Source organism: Desulfoscipio geothermicus DSM 3669 (assembly GCF_900115975.1).
In the GTDB taxonomy this organism is placed as follows: Bacteria; Bacillota; Desulfotomaculia; order Desulfotomaculales; family Desulfallaceae; genus Desulfoscipio; species Desulfoscipio geothermicus.
In genome coordinates this window covers 1-18,750 of record NZ_FOYM01000035.1, presented here as the reverse complement: position 1 = coordinate 18,750, position 18,750 = coordinate 1, and the positions used below count along the sequence as shown (strand labels likewise).

The following is an 18,750-nucleotide window of genomic DNA, read 5'->3' as shown; positions in this document are numbered from 1 at the left end:
ATGCCGCGTAAGCCTTTCGCGGCGCTGCTGCGGCAGAGCCAGCGTGTGGACGAGCTGGTGGTGGAGTATCAAAGGGCGTTAAAAGGGGAAGTCGTCAGACGAGTTGGCTAAACTTAAGACAAAATCGCGAGGAGAGTTAATATGAACTACCTGTCAGAGATTGTAGCATTCACCGAATGGAAGGAAGTAAACCAGCTTCCTGCCAGTGCAATTGCATTATGGTACGAACTGATGGCCATTTGTAATAAGACTGGGTGGCAGCAGGAATTTACTGTTCCAAACGGTTTGCTACAGATCAAGGCTGGACTTAGTAGAAAAGAGTTCGATCGAGCTCGTCAACTACTTATCCAGGCTGGCAGGATCAATTACAAAAAATCAAACCGAGTAAATCAGGCCGGAAAATATGAAATAATCCCGTTTGTTCAAAAGGGACAACAGGAGGGGCAACAGCAGGGGAAACAAGAGGGACAACAGGAGGGGCAACGAACGGCACACAGCGGGGGCAACGAGAGGGGCACATTATTTAAACTAAAACAAAACGAAACTAACTATAAAGATGATGATAAATCATCATCAGGGGATGGTCCTCCGAACAACCAGCAACTCATTGCCGAACTCGTGGAAAAGTACCGAGAGATCCCTGGAGTCACTCCGAACAAGGGAGACTATCCGTTCATTGGTCGCCTTTATAACGAAGAAGGGTACGATAAAGTCCTTGAAGCAATCGAAAAACTTAATTGGGTGCTAAAGACCAAAAAAATAGAGAGCACTTTGCTGTACTTGAAGGGCATTCTCAAACCCAAAGTTAAGGGGGAGTCGGCCAAGGTGTGCAATCTCCCGGACGCCAGGGAGATGTTTGGAGATGTTGAAGCATGAAAAACCCCGATTACTGCTGGTGTGACGTTGCTATAGGCGGCGTCAATAAGCGGAATAACATCGTTAACATTACCAAGTTTAAGGTGCCTATCGGAAAAACCGACTGCTACCGGACGGTTTACAGATACCCGGAAGCATTTAAACAGCACTTTGAAAACAAAAAAACGGTGGCCGGTTATCAGGGCCCGGTTTATGCCGACCTGTTTCCTATCGACATTGACGATGAGAATTTGGAACAAGCTCACGATAATGCCCGGCGTGTACTTGACAGACTGGCTGCGGCATATGACGTTGACCTGCAGCAAGTGAAGTGTTTTTTCTCCGGCGCTAAAGGTTTTCACATTATGATCCCGACATCGATGTTTGGGTGCTATGCCAGCCCGCGCCTGCCGGTCGGATTTAAGAAAATGGCTGCCGCATTGCTCCAGGGGATTAATTACGACAGTAGTATTTATGACACGGTACGCCTGTTCCGGCTAAGCAACACGATTAACAGTAAGACTGGGCTATACAAGATACCGCTTTACGCGATGGAGATACTGCATAAAGAAACTGCCGATATCTTAGAACTTGCTAAAGAACCCCGGACCATAGAACCAGTTGATGAAATAAGCTATAACAGCCAATTGGCCGAACTTTTCCAGAAGTCCATACGGGAAGAAAAGAAGGATGATCGGTTGCCGGCGGGGGCCCTGACCAAACCTAAAGACGCTAAGCTGTGCTACTATGCTATCATGGACGGTGTTGGTCAGGGGATGCGTGATAACTGTGCTTTAAGGCTGGCAGTATACTGGCGTAAGCAAGGCCTGGCTGACGATATGATTATGGGTATCATGCGGGCCTGGAACCAGCGCAACAGCCCACCGCTGAAAGAAAAGGACATCGAAAAAGCGATCCACCAGGCTATCGAAAGGCCATATGACTATGGGTGTAATGACCAGATCCTGCAGCAGTATTGTGATAACCGATGCCGGTTTAAGAAAAAGCAAGAGACCAAGATCACTGCAGACAAAATATACACCATAGAGGAGGCCCGGGCAAAGTACGAGGAGTACGTGCAGGAACTTGAAAAGCGCAAAATTAACCTGGGGATATCGATTATCGACCGGGCGATAAGGGGCATCGCCCCAGGAGAAGTATGTGAGGTGCTGGCCAGATCTGGAGTAGGCAAAACAGCTTTTTTAATAAACGTCATCCGGAGTGTTGCCCTAAACCAAAAGACGCCCACCCTGTTCTTTTCTCTGGAGCAGCCGCTGGCCCAGATATACGAGCGGGCAGCCCAGATAACAGTGCGTCAGGAAGGACAAGCTATTGAAAAAGCGGTTAGGGCTGGCGACGCAAACGCCAGGTCACTTGCAAAGCTGGTCGGGATGAATTTTGAAAAGGTTTACATCGTTGAAGAAGATTTTCTTACTTACGAGGACCTGCGCGAGTTTATTCAGGTGGCCGAAACAGAAAAGGTACATGAACCGGTGCGCCTGGTGTGTATCGACTATCTGGGGCGAATGCGTGGCGAACGCGGGTCACAGTATGAAGTTACCAGTGAGTTAGCTAAACAGCTAAAAAGACTGGCTAAAGAACTAGACGTGGCGGTACTGTACCTGCACCAAACAAACCGCAGCGGCAAAACCGGGGCCGAGCCTATTACCATGGATATGGCCCGGGATTCCGGGGTGGTGGAAGAAGCAGCGGACTTTGTGTTAGGCCTATGGCGGCCGGATATTGATAAGCCTGAGGCACAGAAAAGCGAATCGGAAGAACTACGGGTGGCTGTGCTAAAAAACAGAAAAGGACCGTTGTGTCAGATTGGACTTGATTTTAACAAAAAATACCTGACCATCGAGGATCCAAACAAGCGGCCACTCGTAGCCGAGGAAGTGCCGTTCAAGGAAGGAGAGTTGCCGTTTGAGTGAGATAAAATGCCGTTTCTGTAATTCCAAATCATACCGCGTATAACCACATGAAATACATGGTGCCGGACTGTATTGCAATGAATGTGGACGGTTTATTAAGTGGGCTGGTAAAGGCAAGCGTAAGAATCGGCGTAATAAGAACAGCGATCATATGAGAAGATGGCGCGAACTTGGTCCGCTGCGCTGCCATTGGTGTGGGGTGTATGAGAACGAAACAAAAGCGCATTTTGAACTAGATCATATTATCCCACTGGAAGATGGCGGGGAGGACGTTTTTAGTAATACTCGTCCACTATGTAGTGCCTGCCATTGGTCAAGAAATGCTGAACTTCACCGAATGAAGTATTTCCGTAAATTGGATGAGCAAACCGAGATGTATGAAGGGTATTTACGAGAATTGGAAGCCAAAAAAGCGGATCGTGAAACTAAAAATTTTAAAGAAACAAGCCCACCGTGGTAGAAATTGACCCCATGAATTTCGGAGGTGATCCCATGGCAGGCGCAGATTACGAAACGCCCCAGGTCTGTATCGAGTGCTTGCGCTGCATCCGGCATTACCGGGAGCTATGCCCCGGGCTGGTCGTTTGGTCCCGGGAAGGATGCATCAGCGCAAGCAAGCCCTGGCGGGAGAAGCGGGAGGCGAAATCATGCGAACAGTAGCTGTTTTGGAGACCGAAAACGCTCAACTGAAAGCCGAGAACCGGGAGCTGCGGGCGAAGGTGGAGCAGTTGGAGGCGCAATGCGCGGTGATGTGGGAAGCGTTGGAACAGATATATTATGGCCCGTTTATCATGCATAAGAGTTGGACGGAAATGATTGATCAAGCCCTCTCCGCCGACGCAGGCCGGGAGATGCTGGAACGGGTGCGGAAGCTGGAGAAGGTGGCAGAGGCGGCCAATGATTGCGTTAATATGGTTTGCTGAATATGAAGTACACTGATAAATTAAGCGACGAAACAAAAGCATTAATAAAGGCCCTTGCCGCCCTGGCCTTGCCGCCCTGGATGAAAGGGGCGGGAGTGATGGTTTACAAACCAGATAAAAAACAACTAAAGCAAGCAAGAGAACGATTAAAGGATCGGAAGAATAGGGGCACTGATGATGAATACTTCAAAAACTTGATTGAGCAACTTGAAAATGGTCCCTGGCCTACATTTGTACAGCAAACCAAAGGTGCCCGGCAAGAGCGTGCGCGAATACGGGCGGCGGTAGCAGAAATGCGGGAAAAATGGAGCAAAAACCAAGACCCAACTAATACATGGTACTTTATCGGCAGGTTGGCGGCGTATGATGATATTCTCCGCTTTCTCGACCCCGCCGCCGAACCGGAGGCACACAATGCGCACTAAACCCGAGAACCCCCGCGTCCGGGTGCAGCACCTGCGGGCCACGCGCTGCTTTGGCCAGGCGGTGCCGGCACATGACGGCTTGGCAGCGCCCCGCATCCGTTCCCGGGAAGAGCGGGTGATCATCCTGGAAGAACTTGACTTCAGCTGGACGCGCAGCGACATTGCCCGGGCGGTGGAACTCTGGAACGCGGGCGCCGGCCTGGTGGAGATAGCGGAGCAGCTGCGCGGGTCCGGGGGAAGGGCGCAGTATGAAACGCTGCTGCTGTTAGTGCACCTGGCGCGGGAAGGGAAGATTAGCGAACGGCCGGGAGGGATATTGGGCAACTAATAAACGGAGGTGGCATCCATGAGCCAGAGCGGCCATAACACCAGTATTGCAAAACATCGCCTTGGGTGTCGACTACCGCATGAGTCCAGCAGTGTAGGCGACGGTTACGCGGCGAACGGGCCGGTGGTGACGTATAAGTTGAGCCCGGAGGAACTGGCCAAGTACGGGCCAGCGAAACAGGCCAGCGAGAAAAAGCCATTTGCATTAAACCTTACCCGGAAACGAAAGGAGAGTGGGGATATGGGATTTGAAAAGTATCCGGTCAAAGATAAGGCCGGTAAAGAGACCAAAGAAGGTAAAGCTAAGGGAACTGAAACGTTGACCATATTCCAGGCGATAAAGCTTAAAGAAGGACTAATTGCCGAGGTTGAGTGTATAGAAAAGGTTTTATCGCCGGAATTAACACCTGGTTTTAGGCTTATAACAGTAAATTACCGGGATCAATGTAAGTCCAAGTTGCAGCGGATAACCAAGGCGTTTAGCGAAACGGTGATCGAGATATGATGCCTAAACCAGGCGACCGCGTCCGCATCCTGCGCGGCCAAAATAAAGGCAAGACCGGCATGTACCTGTACGAGTACCGAGGCAGGGCGGTGGTCCAGTATGGTCCGTCGTACGCACACCGGGCGTACTTAAAGCCGGAGAACCTGGAAAAGGTGGGTGAAACGCATGGCTAAATGCATCATGTGCGGCTGTGACACCGGCGACCACATAACCATGTGCCGCCGGTGCGCCGAGGAACTGATACCGGTACAAAAGCCGGCGGCGATTGTGCCGAAGCGGGCCAAGCAGTCGCGGAAGAAGCGAGGGAAGGCGGCGTGACCAGGATCAGCCAGGCCCGGGCCCGGGAGTTGGGGTTGCTTCCGCCACGGGAAAGCAAGTACCGGTCCCGGAAGGCGACCGTGGATGGTATAACCTTCGACAGTCGAAAAGAGGCCCGCAAGTATGAGGAACTGAAGCTGCTCAAGCGGGCCGGCGAAATTGTTGACTTTGAACTGCAGCCAGAGTTTGAACTTCAGCCCGGCTTCCGGGATCGGGACGGGAACTGGGTGAGACCAATCAAATATAGGGCGGACTTTTTGGTCCGGTACCATAACGGCCGGGTGGTGGTGATCGACACAAAGGGGTACCGGACCAAAGAGTACGCTATCAAGCGAAAGATGCTGCTGTATCGATACCCGGGAATTGAGTTTGTGGAGGAATAACTTGACAAGCCTTGCGTGTTAAGTAATGCGTTCAAGTAACGCGGTTTTGTCAAGTGGACCGTCAGGAAAGGAGCGGTTACAATGACAGACCAAGAAAAGGTAGACCTAATCAACACATTACATCCAAAAGTCGTTGACTATGATGCTGATGGCGAGATTTGCTATTACGTTTATGTTCCTCTTGATGATGAGACAAGGGATGTGCTCAAAAAGTTGGGTTGTGATGATAATTATATAAACCTAAATTCGGTTGAAGGATTGGGACAACTGCTTTTTGATTTGACTCAGGTGGGATTTGACTTTGCAAATTGGTGGCATAGCGAAAGCGGTTTTAGTCTTATTAAACCGATTGAGTGTTAGGAGCGTGAGCCTATGGATATTTGGAAAGTGTTTTGGGCCAGTATCGCTGCAGCCCGAATAATGGCCGCGCAAGCCAGGGAGCAACACATGGCCGCCCTGGCGCCCCAGCTTCCACCCGCCGGCCTACGCACCGGTAAAACGGTCATACCCAGGGCCCGGGCGCATCTGCCGGCGGGAATCAGGAAGCGAATAGATCAGGAGGAAGTTTAATCGTGTCGGGTAGAGAGAAAATACCTAATTGGGAACGCTTCCCGTACCGCAAGGACGAACACGGCAACAACCTATGTCGCTGGTGTGGGAAGCCAGTACCACCTCCAAAGCAAACATTTTGTGGCCCGCGATGTGTGAGAGATTTTAAGATGGTTACGGATTGGCAACGGGTACGGCGCGTTATTTATGAGCGTGATGGCGGTATTTGTATGAAGTGCGGCAAAGAGGTGCCGAATAAAAAAGGCGGCTATCACGTTGATCATATAGTGCCGATTAGTGAAGGCGGGGCGGAATGGGACTTAAACAACCTGGAGTTATCTTGTCCGGAGTGTAACCTGAAAAAGGGGGCAAAAATTGAATAGCGGGGGTGGTGATATGCCAAAGGTGCTTAGACCAAAGCCCTATCAGGTAGAGTTATCAGACCACGCCTGGCAACGCTTCTGCCAGCGGTCAGAGTTTCGGGCCAGCCGTAAAAAATTACTGCGAAGGCTTAAAGCGCAAATAAACACCCAGCTGGCGGTGGGTATGCGGCTGGACAAGACCAGCGCCGGGTGGCTGGAGGTTTATCCCGGCGTATGGGCTGCGGTAAGGCTTAAAGGGGCGTGCTGGATGGTCATGACGTTTATTGATGAGTGGAGTGGGTTGGCTGAAAAGGAGGCGGTAGGATGAACTACCGGGATCAGATAAATGCCTTGCTTGACCAGCAGGATGCGAAGGGACAAAGCAAGTACGGGCATCCGCTGGAGCAGAGTACAGCAGCTATAACTGAGCGCCTGTATCATCTTGCGGAAGAATTGGTGGACGGCTTGCGCTATACGTTATGGGTAATTGATAAGCTGGAGCGGAGGTTAAAAATGCAAGTTCAGGTGAAATTATTAAACCCCAACTGCCGGCCGTACCGCAAATACATCCACGATGCCGGGTTTGACCTACGGGCGAATATACCGGCGCCGATTAAACTACCACCCGACGGCCGGGTCAAGATAGGCGCCGGCGTATGCATGGCGATCCCGCCCGGCTACTACGGCGACATTCGGGGGCGCAGCAGCCTGAATGTCGCCGGGATACTTTGCCCGGGCGGAACGGTGGACGCCGGGTATACCGGGGAGATTTGTGTTGTGCTTGTAAACCTGTCGGGTGAGCCATACACGGTGCAGCCGTACGAGCGAATCGCGCAGCTGACCATCACGCCGATACCGGAGGTGGAGTTGGTCGAGGTGGACGAGCTGGCCGGCAGTGAGCGTGGAAACCAGGGGTTTGGGAGTACGGGGAGGGTGTAAGGCACACACTCTGTTTAAAATGTGCACTAGCTAAAAAAAATGTGAAGGAGTGAATGTAAATGATGAATGAACAACAAATAAAGGATGCCCAAAAATGTGAAGAAATGGCTAGACAAAACAAAGGCATGGATTGTATCGGGTGTAGTTGCAATGTGTGCCTAGCTCTAATACCTCCCCAACTTACTACACGGAACGCCGTAAAAGAGACAATAAGGTTTGTTTTTGAGCACTTGCAAGATCGAGGGCTAGTTAAATTCACTCAAAAAGAAATTGAAGAAGCAATAATAAAGATGCACGATGATGATATTTTCTTTGATGAGTTAATTGATTTTATGTATGACCACATAGAGGATTTTGGGGAGAATTACGGGTTATAAACTAACCCCGTGGAGAAGTCAGTATATCGAATTACGCATTAGTTAAATTATGCGACAAGGGGGTAAAAATAATGAGTATATCCTGCAATTGCAGCGTGGACTTGTGCGATGCGGAAGCACCAGAATTTTACCGAGAGGACTTTTTGACTGCTAAAAAGGCGCACAAGTGTACTGAATGCGGCGGCGAAATCAAGCCGGGCCAAAGGTACCGCTTGGTGGTTGGCAAGTGGGACAGGCATCTTGAGACCTTTCGTACCTGCATGCCTTGCCACCGAATCGGTGAGGACCTTTGCCCGCAAGGATATTATATAGGCGGACTGGTAGAGATAATTCAAGAGTGCCTGGGATTTGACTATCGAAAGGTGCCAAAAGAATATTTGTAACGTCACATTCCAAAGAAAATGCGAAAGAACCTTTCACCGGGCTTGCCTGGGCCTGATCACCCGGGCAAGCGGAAGAGAAACAGGGGGTAGCAACTTGAATGATAAACTAACCAAAAACATAGAGCGAACGGCGGCGATAATCGATTTGGTGGCGGCTATTATCTTTGTGGCGATGCTGCTCAAGGTGTACGGTTGGCTGGATGAGATGCTGGTAATGATAGGCGGTTAGCATGTAATCTTTGGGAGGTGTTAACATGAAGGCTGAAGATTTCCGCCGGGTCGAGGCGTGGCTTTACTCGATACCCAGGCTTGAAATAGCTATCAAAAATTTACAAATGGAGCTTGAGAAGCTAGACACCAAGGCCGCATCGCCGCCACGGTGGATGAGTAACCTAAGCGGCGCGCCTGTAACCGGCGGGAATCTGGACAGCCGCCAGGCCAGGTGGGTTGAGTTTATGGATGAATACCCGGTTCGACGGGCGGAGATTATGCAGGACATCCAGGATCGGCTCAGACAATTGCAGTGTTTTAGGCGGGTGATGGAGCTGCTGCGGGAGGAAAATGCGCAGTATGCTCAACTGGTAAGGAAGAAGTACCTGGAGAAAGTGCAGCCGGACCGGGTGATATGGGAGAACCATTTATTTGTAAGTAAGGCAACTTTTTACCGGATGCGGATTTATGTGGTAGAGGCTTTTTATGAATGTTTGCCGGGCCAGTTTCCGCACAGGAATGCGAGCTGAGACTTTTTTGAGACTGTTTTGCCGGGAAAGTGTGGTATTATCGTATCATAGGGAAGCCGCCCAGGGGGCGGCTTTTGATTTGGGGTCGTGTTGAGCGGCCGCACCGGTGGTGTGTTTTTCGATGAAGCCATTTGCAAAGAAGTTTTATAAAAGCAAGGCCTGGCTGAAATGCAGAGAGGCATACATCGCCAGTGTGTTCGGGTTGTGTGAGCGGTGTCCGCGGCCAGGGCATATTGTGCACCACAAGATCAAGCTTACGCCGGAGAATATCAACAACCCGGACGTAACGCTGAACTGGGATAACCTGGAGTATCTTTGCCTTAATTGCCACAATCGTGAACATGGTGGGGCGAGTACGGCAGAGGGATTGAGGTTTGATGAGAATGGGGACTTGGTTGTCAGTGATTAACCTTAAAAATTTTAGAATTTACCACCCCCCCGGTCAGAAAATCTGGTTAGGCATCAAGGGACCGAGCTGGGGACCTTCAAAAACCTCGGAATAATATCGCACATGACCCCCCTAAAAGGTGGTGAAACGCATGGAGATTTCCAGGCAGGAAGCGAAACAAAAAGCAATCAAGAAAGAGTTGCTAAAACTTAGAAGAATAACGAAGAACTTATCCGACGATAAAAAACGAGCCGCCGAGGGTCTCATTCAGGAGGCCGCCTTCATGCGTGCAACCCTGGGTGAGCTCCGGGAGATTATCGACCGAGAGGGGCCGGTGGAAATATTTCGCCAGGGTGATTACGAGTACAACCGTGAGCACCCGGCCGTCAAGTCATACAGCACGATGATTCAACGGTATTCAACTGTCTGCAAACAGATCCTTGATCTGTTGCCGCAAGACAAGCCTAAGACGGAAGCTGATGAACTGATGGAGTTTGTGAAGAAGGCGAGGAAATGAGTCAGCCGAATTATATTCTCGAGTATTGGAATAAAATTCAGTCCGGCGAAATAGTCGCCTGTAAGCGCCTGGTTCAGCAATATCAAAAACTTGTTGACGAACTTAACAACCCACGTGATCCGTGGGTTTTTGATTTGGAGAAGGCAAACCAGCCGATTGAATTCATAGAGAAATTCTGCAAACACTCAAAGGGCAAGTGGATTGGAAAGCCGGTCGAACTGGGATTGTTCCAGAAAGCTAAAATACAGGCTGTTTATGGATTTGTTCATAAGGATACAGGGGTAAGGCGTTGCCGGGAAGTATTTACTTGTGTCGCCCGGAAGAATGGTAAAGCCCTGAGCGTTGATACGCCAATTATAACCCCTGACGGCTGGAAAGTTATGGGCGAGTTAAACGTTGGTGATTATATTTACGGCGCAGATGGAAAGCCGGCTCGAATAAAATTTACTTCTGAAATTTTTAATGACCATACATGCTATGAGGTAGAATTTGAAGATGGCGAAAAAATAATCGCAGATGCAGAACACGTCTGGACTGTAATAACCAAGAACAGTAGAAGGATGCTTAAACGCAAATTAAAAGGCACAAGGAAATTACAACGAACTGATTACCGAGAAGGCAATGGCTATTTCAATATAACTACTGAGGAAATGGCAAAGGATTTTGCTAGGGTGAGAAAAGATGGAAAAGGCATTGAATATAAATACCGCGTGCCAATAAATAAAGCTATAGAATTTCCGCGCGCTAATTTGCCTATAGACCCCTATGTTCTTGGTGTTTGGTTAGGGGACGGATCAAGTTGTAGCGGTAGAATAACAATTAATTGGCAAGATTCACAAATACTTGATGAAATAAAAAAAGCTGGATATGTTTTAATAAAAAGAGAAACCGACAAAAAAGCAGGCACCGTAACGATTACAAACGACAAAAGCAAATACTGTATTAGAGGACATCTTAAATCTGAGAACTTTAATTATAAAACCAATAAGTGTTTAGCTTGTGAGAAAATGACAGGTTATGCCCGAAGGCATGGTTTAGAAATACCTCCATATACAAATTTGTCGCTTCAAGGCAACTTAAGGGCATTGAATCTGTTAAACAATAAACATATCCCTAAGATGTATTTAATGTCATCAGTTGACCAGCGGATGGAATTGTTAAGGGGATTAATGGACACTGACGGTTATGTTGAAAAACGCGGCCAGTGTGAGTTTGTCCAAAAGAGTAAGGTAATAATTGATGGCTTCAGTGAATTGCTTTTAAGCTTGGGGATAAAGCACAGTATCAGAGAAAAAACCGCAAAGTGCAATGGAAAAGACGCAGGGACTGTTTATTCAGTCCTTTTTTATTGCGATAAAACAAACCCCTGTTTTAAGCTTCAGAGAAAGCTTGATCGGCTAAAAGATAAACTGTGTTCTAGAATGGCAAATAAATCCATTGTGAACATTAAAAAAGTTGACACAGTGCCGACCAAGTGCATTGGTGTGGATAATGCGGACAATTTATATTTAGCTGGCAAGAGAATGACTGTAACGCATAACAGCACAGAGAAGGCAGCAACCGGTAATTATATGCTTATTGGCGACGGCGAAGGTGGTGCCGAAGTTTATTCGGTGGCCACAAAAAAGGACCAGGCCCGTATTGTATTTACCGAGGCCGTTAATATGATTTCTCAATCGCCAGCGCTTTCAAAACATATAAAGAAACGTAAGACTGACTTGTACTTCCCGGTGACATTCTCGAAATTTGAACCCCTGGCCAGCGACAGCAACAGCCTAGATGGCTTGAATACCCATTATTGTGTTATGGACGAGTTACACGCTATAAAAGATCGCAACCTCTATGACGTGATGAAGCAGTCTATGGCCGCCAGAGAGCAACCACTACTTGACATGATAACCACAGCCGGCTTTGTTCGGGAGTGTATTTTTGATGACATTTACGATTATGCCTGCAAGGTCCTGGATGGCGTTATCGAGGACGAAAGATTCCTGGCTTTTATTTACGAACTTGATGATCGCAACGAGTGGACCGACTTCCGGGCATGGGAGAAGGCTAACCCTGGACTGGGCACAATCAAGTCTTATGAAGAACTAGCGGCCAATGTGGAGCGGGCAAAGCATGATAAAAACTTTTTACCTACGGTGCTAACAAAGGATTTTAATATCCGTGAAACAACGGCAGATAAGTGGCTAACTTTCGAAGAAGCCAATAACGAGGAAGTATTCGACATCGAGGAACTGCGCGACTGCTACGGCATTGGCGGGGTTGACTTGGGAGCCACCACCGACCTGACCTTTGCCGGTATACTAATAATGAAACCGGGAAGCGAGCAAAAATATTTTGTTGGTCAGGGTTTTATGCCGGCTGACACCATCGAGCAGCGCAGTAAAGAGGATAAGGTGCCCTATGATAAGTGGGCTGAGCGAGGACTGATTACGCCGTGCCCGGGCAACAAGGTCGACTATCGATACGTCACTGACTGGTTTCTAAAAATGCGTGATGAATACGGCATAATCGCCTACTGGTCCGGCTACGATAGCTGGAACTCCCCGGCGTGGGTAGAGGATATGGAGAACCGAATTGGTTACACGAATAAGGAGAACCTCATTCCGGTAATCATGGGTGCCCGTACCCTTTCGGCACCGATGAAGGAGCTTAAGGCCGACCTGGCCGCAAATGGCATTAACTATAACAACAATCCCTTGGTGAAATGGGCACTTACAAACGTGGCGGTCGAGGTTGATAAAAACGAAAACATCCGGCCGGTGAAGGGCAAGAACCAGCGCCAGCGCATAGATCCAGCTGTTGCTCTTTTGATTGCGTACACTGTTTTAACTAACAATTTGGAAGACTACAAAGGCCTGATAGGGGGATAAATATATGGTTGAACGTAAATCTTGGGAAGAGTTTAGAACGCTTGGCTTTCTATGGTGGATAAACATGATTCTGCACACCTTTGGGTGGGCAATAACTTTTGACTTTGACGACAGCGGAAAGCTTAAAGAGGTTTACCCGGCCCGCGTCAAGTATCGCGGTTTTTCCGAAAAGATCAATTCCGAAGGTTATATAAAAGTATCTGAATTTATGAAAGCCAACGCCGAACAACTTCATCAAGAGAGCATGGAATAATTCTTTAATGACGTATGCCTGATAGGGTGGTGATTACTTGGCAGAAAAACGCAGTTTATTTCAAATGATATTTGGCTGGGTAAAAAACAAGGCCGGATTCACCCGCCTGCAAATGTTAAACGGATACTCGCCAACATTTTCGCCCTGGGGTGGCGACCCTTATGAAGCTGATGTGGTAAGGTCGGCTGTGGATGCCATCGCCAGGAACGCAGCCAAACTCAAAGCCAAGCATATTCGCCGCGTTGGAAATGAGATCATTCCAGTGGGCGGCCAAATTGAAAGGATTTTGCAGATAAGGCCCAACCCCAACATGAGCGCCTATGACTTTTTATACAAGCTTATAACCACCCTGATGATTGATAATAACGCTTTTGCATATCCTGTCTGGGACGGCATGACTCTTAAAGCCATATGGCCGGTTAACTGCAGCTTGGCTGAGTTTATGGAAGACCAAAGCGGGACAATATACGTCAAGTTTTATTTTGGTGCCGGGCATCAGGTGATTTTACCGTATTCCGAGGTTTTTCATTTACGCCGTCATTTTTATAAATCAGACATGGCCGGGGAGGATAACGAAGCTCTTGATACCACCCTTGAAGCAATCCATACATCTAACGAGGGGATTGCTCAAGCTATAAAGACCAGCGCAAACCTGCGAGGATTAATCAAGTATCAGGGTATGTTAAAAGAGTCTGACATCAAGGCCAACCGAGATCGTTTTGTGCAAGAGTATATGACCATGAACAACTCGGGCGGCGTTGCAGCCCTGGATGCAAAGGCAGAGTATCAGGAGTTAAAAAACGACCCAAAAATCGTAAATGCATCTCAAATGAAGGAACTGCGCGACATAGTTTACCGGTACTTTGGTGTCAATGAAAACATTGTTATGGGTAAGTACACCGAGGATGAATGGGATGCGTTTTATGAATCTACGTTGGAACCACTGGCCATACAAATGTCGCTGGAGTTTACTAGTAAGTTATTCACTGCCCGGGAGCTGGGCCACGGCAATGAGATAATTTTTGAGGCCAACCGATTGCAGTATGCCAGCACCAAGACTAAAGTACAGATGGCTGAAAAAATGATTCCTATGGGGTTGCTCACGATAAACGAGGCCCGGGAGATATTTAACCTTGCACCGGTTGAAGGCGGAGACAGGCGTATTGTATCGCTAAACTACGTTAATGCGGATAAAGCTGACTTGTACCAAATCGGGGAGGGCGATGATGATGGCGGAAAAAGCCAAGAGGGAAATTAGAATTGCGGAACTCAGGGCGCTTGAGCCAGCAGGCGACCAGCAAGAAATGATAGTTGAGGGCCGAGCTATTGTTTATGATAAGCCGACTGTTATGTGGGAGTGGGATGGCGTAAAGTACTATGAAGTTATCGCTCGGGGTGCCCTGGATGGTGCCGACATGAAAGATGTGCCATTTAAGTATAACCACAGCGACGCGGTAATGGTCATGGCTCGGACCAGGAACAAGACTTTAGAGCTAATGCCCGATAATGAAGGGCTTTTGATAAGGGCAAAATTAGCAAATACAACTGCAGGCCGCGACCTGTATGAGTTGATTAAGCGTGGCGACATTGACAAGATGAGCTTCGCTTTTACCGTGTTGGAACACAGTTACAACAAGGATACGCGCACCCGTACCATTCTTAAGTTCAAAAAGATCTGGGACGTCTCGGCGGTGGATACCCCGGCGTATCAGGATACATCAATTTCCGCAAGGAGTTTCTTTGAGGCGGAGGCCGAGAGGGAACAAAAAGCGGCGGAGGCTGCGCAATTGCGGAAGCTGCTAATTGCGAAAACTTATCTCTAAAAATTTAACACGGAGGTACAAAACCATGTACGAAAAACGTTTTGAAGAAATTAAGGCACGTAAACTGGAGATCCGGGCCATTTTAGAGTCTGGAGAAGATGCCGACCTGGAGAAAATCCAGGAGGAACTGCGTAACCTGGAGGAAGAAGAGAAAAAGCTTCGCGCCCGCATGCAGGTAATCGAATCTTTGAAGGACGCCGACGCACCTGCTGCTGGTGGAGACAAGCCAAATCCCGGAGAAACCCGTAAGGTTGACACTGCGGGCAAGGTTGAGGATCGCGAAGCCAAGGTTAAGGAGGAGGCAGAAAAGCGCGGTCAAGCGCTGAAAGAAAACCGTGCTGTAACCGTAGGGTCTTCCAATATTATTTTACCGCAGCACCAGGCCACCGACATCAGGCCGACCTTTAACGAGGTATCCAGTCTGATTGACCGTGTTAACGTCAAACCCCTTATTGGCGGCGAGTCTTTCAAGCAACCATACCTGACTGGTTATGGCACCGGTGACTATACCACTGAGGGCGCGGATTATGCCGAAGCCGAAGCTACCTTTGGTTATGCAGACATCAATAAGGCCAAGGTGACCGCATACGCTGAGGACACCGAGGAGCTACAAAAGCTGCCGGCGGCCGCCTACGATGCCGAGGTAATGAAAGGCATTTCCGTTGCGGCTCGCAAAAAGATTTCCCGCGAAATACTGGTCGGTACTGGGGCAACTAATCGACTTGCAGGAATCTTCTCTTCGGCGGCCACTGCGATTGATGCTTCCACCGACATATCAATTTCAGCAATTGACGAAACCACTCTTGACGAAATCGTTTACAGTTTCGGTGGCGACGAGGATGTTGAGGATACCGCTGTGCTGATTTTGAACAAAAAAGACCTGAAAGCATTCGCAACCCTGCGCGACGCGGAAGGCCAAAAAGTATACGATATCAAGAGCAACGGCAACACCGGCACTATTGACAGCGTACCCTTTATCATTAACAGCGCATGTAAGGCAATTTCTGACGCAGCCACAGCCACCGGCGAGTACTGCATGGCCTACGGACCATTGTCAAACTACATGCTTACCATTTTCAGCGACATGGAAGTACAGCGGTCAACTGATTACAAGTTCAAGCAGGGCATGATTGCTCACCGTGGATCTGTATTCCTGGGCGGCAACGTGGTCAGCAAGAACGGTTTCCTGCGCGTGAAGAAAGGTTAAGGTGATCACGCATGAGGATAGGATATAATCCAAAAAGCGGCAGGATAAAAACCGATGGACTGGATACTATCGACCGGGGATTTATTGCACACATGGTTGTAAGCCCTGCCGCCGCCGCAGCTGACAGCGTACTGGCGGCCACTGCCCTGGCTGATGGTGCCACTACTGAGGTAACCGAGGGCATCACCAACCCCGACTATCCCCGGGTGCTGCAGATTCAGGGCAATCAAGCTGGAGTGGCCGGGAACGTAGTAATCGAGGGCACAAATATGGCCGGCGAAACGATTACCGAAACCATCGCCGCAAATGGAGCAAACGCTGTATCCGGCACCAAAGCGTTCCGGACTGTGACAAAAATCACCCTGCCGGCATTAGTTGGCGCGGGGGACACCATATCTGTAGGCGTCACAGATGTACTTGGTATACCTTACAAGCTTTCTCATGATACGGTTCTAGCAGCTTATCTAGGCGGAGTCAAAGAAGGAACAGCTCCTACGGTAACAACAAGCGCTACAAATCTGGAGAGTAATACCATTGACCTGAACAGCGCCCTTGATGGCAGCCAGGTTGACGTTTATCTGATAGTGTAAGGGAGGGCTTAACATGGCCCTCCTTGATGATGTTAAAAAAGCACTAAGGATAAGCGAAGCAACAACCGATTTTGACGGTGAAATTCAGGATCTGATTGACGCCGCTAAGGCCGACCTGGGCCTGTCCGGGGTGATGAGCGAAAAGGTAATTGACACGGACCCGCTGATAAAGCGGGCCGTTGTCACTTACTGCAAGGCAAATTTCGGATACGACAACCCGGAGGCGGAGCGCTTCCAGCGGGCTTACGACCTGATAAAAACACATCTGTCGTTATCCGTGGACTACGCCTGGTTTACCATCACATTTACAGTAACCGGTGGTGGTGTGCCGATTGACGGTGCTACCATTACCATAGGTGACGACGAGCTGACCACCAATTCCCTGGGTGTCGCCACTCATACTGTGAACGAATCCGGTATTGATGTTGACTATACCGTGGCTGCCGACGGGTATGAAACCGCCGAAGGTACGGTATATGTGGACGGCGACAAGGACGTGGAGGTGGTGCTGGTTGAGGCATAACCAGGTTATATACTTAATCACCACCACCATTCAGGAAGACGAAATCGGCAACCAGATCCCGGTCGAGACCGAGCGCAAGGTATATGCCAATGAGTTTTCAGTCAGCTCAAACGAGTATTATAATGCTGCATTGTCCGGCTTGCGGCCCGCCAAAATGTTTGAGATTTACTCGTTTGAGTACCAGGGTGAAGGCAAGTTAAAGCATAACGATATCACATACCGCATAATTCGCACCGAATCCAGGGGCGAAAAAACCCGCCTGACCTGCGAGAGGGTGGCCGCCGATGGCTAAAGCTATTCCTATCCACAAGCTGGCCAATGAGATTGTGAACGCTGTCCGTGAGTATACCGAAGACGTGCAGGAGGCTATTGCAAAAGAGGTGGACGACACCGCAAAAAAGGTATTGCGGGACGTTAAAGCATTGTCCCCCAAGCGTACCGGTGAGTACGCCAGTACCTTTGTGAGGACAAATAAATCCCTTGCCGCACATGGACGCCGGATGTACGTCATCTGGAATAAGAAGCATTATCGCCGCGTTCACTTGCTGGAGTTCGGCCATGCCCTTCGTAACGGCGGGCGCGCGCCCGAGTTCCCACACCTGCGGCCGGCGCATGACAAACACGTCCCGCAAATGGTGGAGAACATCAAGCGCATTATCCAGAACGGGGGTTGATGTCCATGACCCAAGCCGAACTATATGCAGCACTCAAGACCTTGGGCCTCCCGGTGGCTTACGGCGAATTCACAGAACCCACCGCGCCCCCGTTCATTACCTACCAGTTCTCTTACTCAGGGGATCTGATGGCCGACAACCAAAATTATGTGGAACTCAGCAACTTTCAGGTTGAGCTTTATACTGCCACAAAAGACCTGGCCAGCGAGGCCCTGGTCCAGGACAAGCTCAAGGAGCTGGGCCTGCCGTATCGGAAAATCGAGGCCTGGTTGGAAGAGGAAAAACTGCGCCAAGTTGTTTATGAAATTCAGTTAACAAATTAGGAGGATAAAAATGGGCAAGAAAAAAGCTATCATCGGCGTCGATTCTGTCCACTACGCGCTTCTAATATCGGACACCTCAAGCGGCGCCAGCTGGCAAGCAGCCGTAGCGTTGCCCGGGGTAACCGAGCTCGGGGTTAACCCCAACGGAGCTGTGGCCACATTGTTTGCCGACAACGGGCCCGCCGTAACTGCCAACTCCATCGGCGAAATCGAGGTCAGCCTGAACATGGCCGACCTGACGCCGGAGGAACGGGCTATCCTGCTTGGCCATGAGCGCTCCGGTGGGGTTACCAAGTTCAAGAGCAGTGACATATCTCCCGAGGTTGCCCTTGGTTTTCGGACGAAGCTATCTGATGGCACATACGGTTATGTGTGGCTGATGAAGGGCAAGTTTGCCGAGACCGAGGAAACCATTGAAACCCAGGGCGATAGCGTCAACTTCCAGGTGGCGGCCCTGACCGGCAAGTTCACCATCCTGGAGTATAACGAGGAATGGAAGCGCACCACCCGGACCGACGACCCGGATTACGTTTCTTCTCTCGGTGAAAACTGG

Annotated in this window: 33 protein-coding genes; all 33 read left to right on the top strand. The window is 49.4% G+C overall.

From position 1 onward, the window contains the following. Positions 1-141: 141 nt before the first annotated feature. Positions 142-876, top strand: coding sequence for a hypothetical protein (locus BM299_RS19515; protein ID WP_092486944.1), 735 nt, complete (start codon positions 142-144; stop codon positions 874-876). Further along, positions 873-2,789, top strand: a complete 1,917-nt coding sequence (locus BM299_RS16415) for a DnaB-like helicase C-terminal domain-containing protein (protein WP_092486941.1) — start codon at positions 873-875, stop codon at positions 2,787-2,789. Before BM299_RS19515 ends, BM299_RS16415 begins: the two co-directional genes overlap by 4 nt. Positions 2,790-2,940: 151 nt before the next feature. Continuing rightward, positions 2,941-3,249, top strand: coding sequence for an HNH endonuclease (locus BM299_RS16410; RefSeq protein ID WP_092486939.1), 309 nt, complete (start codon positions 2,941-2,943; stop codon positions 3,247-3,249). A 32-nt stretch (positions 3,250-3,281) separates the two neighbouring features. Next, on the top strand, positions 3,282-3,449 hold the full coding sequence (locus tag BM299_RS19510) for a hypothetical protein (RefSeq protein WP_165608389.1): 168 nt from the start codon (positions 3,282-3,284) through the stop codon (positions 3,447-3,449). Then, positions 3,437-3,712 carry a hypothetical protein gene (locus BM299_RS16405; protein WP_092486937.1) on the top strand — a complete coding sequence of 92 codons (276 nt, stop codon included), beginning with the start codon at positions 3,437-3,439 and terminating at the stop codon, positions 3,710-3,712. The genes BM299_RS19510 and BM299_RS16405 overlap by 13 nt, the downstream gene beginning before the upstream one ends. 98 nt (positions 3,713-3,810) lie before the next feature. Continuing rightward, entirely contained in the window at positions 3,811-4,137 is a 327-nt protein-coding gene (locus BM299_RS16400) for a hypothetical protein (RefSeq protein ID WP_207545218.1), read from the top strand. Then, the gene (locus BM299_RS16395) at positions 4,127-4,465 is read left to right on the top strand and encodes a hypothetical protein (protein ID WP_092486932.1); all 339 of its coding nucleotides are present in this window, start codon (positions 4,127-4,129) and stop codon (positions 4,463-4,465) included. Before BM299_RS16400 ends, BM299_RS16395 begins: the two co-directional genes overlap by 11 nt. Before the next feature lie 18 nt (positions 4,466-4,483). Then, positions 4,484-4,969 (top strand): hypothetical protein, encoded by a 486-nt coding sequence (locus BM299_RS16390; RefSeq protein ID WP_092486929.1) that lies wholly within the window; start codon positions 4,484-4,486, stop codon positions 4,967-4,969. Next, positions 4,966-5,142, top strand: a complete 177-nt coding sequence (locus tag BM299_RS18965; RefSeq protein ID WP_114340143.1) for a KOW motif-containing protein — start codon at positions 4,966-4,968, stop codon at positions 5,140-5,142. Before BM299_RS16390 ends, BM299_RS18965 begins: the two co-directional genes overlap by 4 nt. Beyond that, positions 5,135-5,287: a hypothetical protein gene (locus tag BM299_RS19505; protein WP_165608388.1), complete on the top strand. Its 153-nt coding sequence runs from the start codon at positions 5,135-5,137 to the stop codon at positions 5,285-5,287. The genes BM299_RS18965 and BM299_RS19505 overlap by 8 nt, the downstream gene beginning before the upstream one ends. Further along, complete coding sequence (locus BM299_RS16385; RefSeq protein ID WP_165608387.1) at positions 5,284-5,670, top strand: DUF1064 domain-containing protein; 387 nt, start codon at positions 5,284-5,286, stop codon at positions 5,668-5,670. The genes BM299_RS19505 and BM299_RS16385 overlap by 4 nt, the downstream gene beginning before the upstream one ends. An 81-nt stretch (positions 5,671-5,751) precedes the next feature. Further along, the gene (locus BM299_RS16380; RefSeq protein WP_092486923.1) at positions 5,752-6,030 is read left to right on the top strand and encodes a hypothetical protein; all 279 of its coding nucleotides are present in this window, start codon (positions 5,752-5,754) and stop codon (positions 6,028-6,030) included. Positions 6,031-6,042: 12 nt separating this feature from the next. Continuing rightward, positions 6,043-6,240, top strand: coding sequence for a hypothetical protein (locus BM299_RS16375; protein ID WP_092486921.1), 198 nt, complete (start codon positions 6,043-6,045; stop codon positions 6,238-6,240). Between the two features lie 2 nt (positions 6,241-6,242). Continuing rightward, the gene (locus BM299_RS19115; protein WP_131820670.1) at positions 6,243-6,602 is read left to right on the top strand and encodes an HNH endonuclease; all 360 of its coding nucleotides are present in this window, start codon (positions 6,243-6,245) and stop codon (positions 6,600-6,602) included. A 13-nt stretch (positions 6,603-6,615) separates the two neighbouring features. After that, positions 6,616-6,909, top strand: a complete 294-nt coding sequence (locus BM299_RS16365) for a hypothetical protein (protein ID WP_131820669.1) — start codon at positions 6,616-6,618, stop codon at positions 6,907-6,909. Beyond that, a complete protein-coding gene (dut, locus tag BM299_RS16360) occupies positions 6,906-7,520 on the top strand; it encodes a dUTP diphosphatase (protein ID WP_092486913.1) in 615 nt (204 codons plus the stop codon). The genes BM299_RS16365 and dut overlap by 4 nt, the downstream gene beginning before the upstream one ends. A gap of 59 nt (positions 7,521-7,579) precedes the next feature. Continuing rightward, positions 7,580-7,897: a hypothetical protein gene (locus BM299_RS16355; RefSeq protein ID WP_092486910.1), complete on the top strand. Its 318-nt coding sequence runs from the start codon at positions 7,580-7,582 to the stop codon at positions 7,895-7,897. Between the two features lie 71 nt (positions 7,898-7,968). Continuing rightward, positions 7,969-8,280, top strand: a complete 312-nt coding sequence (locus BM299_RS16350; protein ID WP_092486907.1) for a hypothetical protein — start codon at positions 7,969-7,971, stop codon at positions 8,278-8,280. A 94-nt stretch (positions 8,281-8,374) separates the two neighbouring features. Next, entirely contained in the window at positions 8,375-8,509 is a 135-nt protein-coding gene (locus tag BM299_RS20255) for a hypothetical protein (RefSeq protein ID WP_281246387.1), read from the top strand. A 25-nt stretch (positions 8,510-8,534) separates the two neighbouring features. Beyond that, on the top strand, positions 8,535-9,020 hold the full coding sequence (locus tag BM299_RS16345; protein WP_092486904.1) for a hypothetical protein: 486 nt from the start codon (positions 8,535-8,537) through the stop codon (positions 9,018-9,020). Between the two features lie 121 nt (positions 9,021-9,141). After that, positions 9,142-9,429, top strand: coding sequence for an HNH endonuclease (locus BM299_RS16340; protein ID WP_092486901.1), 288 nt, complete (start codon positions 9,142-9,144; stop codon positions 9,427-9,429). 130 nt (positions 9,430-9,559) lie between these two features. Beyond that, complete coding sequence (locus tag BM299_RS16335; protein ID WP_092486898.1) at positions 9,560-9,925, top strand: hypothetical protein; 366 nt, start codon at positions 9,560-9,562, stop codon at positions 9,923-9,925. Further along, positions 9,922-12,804 (top strand): terminase TerL endonuclease subunit, encoded by a 2,883-nt coding sequence (locus BM299_RS16330; RefSeq protein WP_092486895.1) that lies wholly within the window; start codon positions 9,922-9,924, stop codon positions 12,802-12,804. Before BM299_RS16335 ends, BM299_RS16330 begins: the two co-directional genes overlap by 4 nt. Before the next feature lie 4 nt (positions 12,805-12,808). After that, positions 12,809-13,057, top strand: a complete 249-nt coding sequence (locus BM299_RS16325; RefSeq protein ID WP_092486892.1) for a hypothetical protein — start codon at positions 12,809-12,811, stop codon at positions 13,055-13,057. A gap of 37 nt (positions 13,058-13,094) precedes the next feature. Further along, positions 13,095-14,315 (top strand): phage portal protein, encoded by a 1,221-nt coding sequence (locus BM299_RS16320; protein ID WP_092486889.1) that lies wholly within the window; start codon positions 13,095-13,097, stop codon positions 14,313-14,315. Then, positions 14,287-14,880, top strand: coding sequence for an HK97 family phage prohead protease (locus tag BM299_RS16315; RefSeq protein ID WP_207545217.1), 594 nt, complete (start codon positions 14,287-14,289; stop codon positions 14,878-14,880). The genes BM299_RS16320 and BM299_RS16315 overlap by 29 nt, the downstream gene beginning before the upstream one ends. 25 nt (positions 14,881-14,905) lie before the next feature. Then, positions 14,906-16,087, top strand: coding sequence for a phage major capsid protein (locus BM299_RS16310; protein ID WP_092486883.1), 1,182 nt, complete (start codon positions 14,906-14,908; stop codon positions 16,085-16,087). Between the two features lie 11 nt (positions 16,088-16,098). Beyond that, positions 16,099-16,677 (top strand): hypothetical protein, encoded by a 579-nt coding sequence (locus tag BM299_RS16305; RefSeq protein ID WP_092486880.1) that lies wholly within the window; start codon positions 16,099-16,101, stop codon positions 16,675-16,677. Positions 16,678-16,690: 13 nt separating this feature from the next. Then, a complete protein-coding gene (locus BM299_RS20340; RefSeq protein WP_092486877.1) occupies positions 16,691-17,200 on the top strand; it encodes a head-tail connector protein in 510 nt (169 codons plus the stop codon). After that, positions 17,190-17,492, top strand: a complete 303-nt coding sequence (locus BM299_RS16295) for a hypothetical protein (protein WP_092486874.1) — start codon at positions 17,190-17,192, stop codon at positions 17,490-17,492. The genes BM299_RS20340 and BM299_RS16295 overlap by 11 nt, the downstream gene beginning before the upstream one ends. Beyond that, positions 17,485-17,874, top strand: coding sequence for an HK97 gp10 family phage protein (locus tag BM299_RS16290; RefSeq protein WP_092486871.1), 390 nt, complete (start codon positions 17,485-17,487; stop codon positions 17,872-17,874). The genes BM299_RS16295 and BM299_RS16290 overlap by 8 nt, the downstream gene beginning before the upstream one ends. Before the next feature lie 5 nt (positions 17,875-17,879). Then, positions 17,880-18,197, top strand: coding sequence for a hypothetical protein (locus BM299_RS16285; protein WP_092486868.1), 318 nt, complete (start codon positions 17,880-17,882; stop codon positions 18,195-18,197). Positions 18,198-18,207: 10 nt separating this feature from the next. Further along, positions 18,208-18,750 (top strand): major tail protein (locus tag BM299_RS16280; RefSeq protein ID WP_092486866.1); only part of this gene is annotated, 543 nt, incomplete at its 3' end.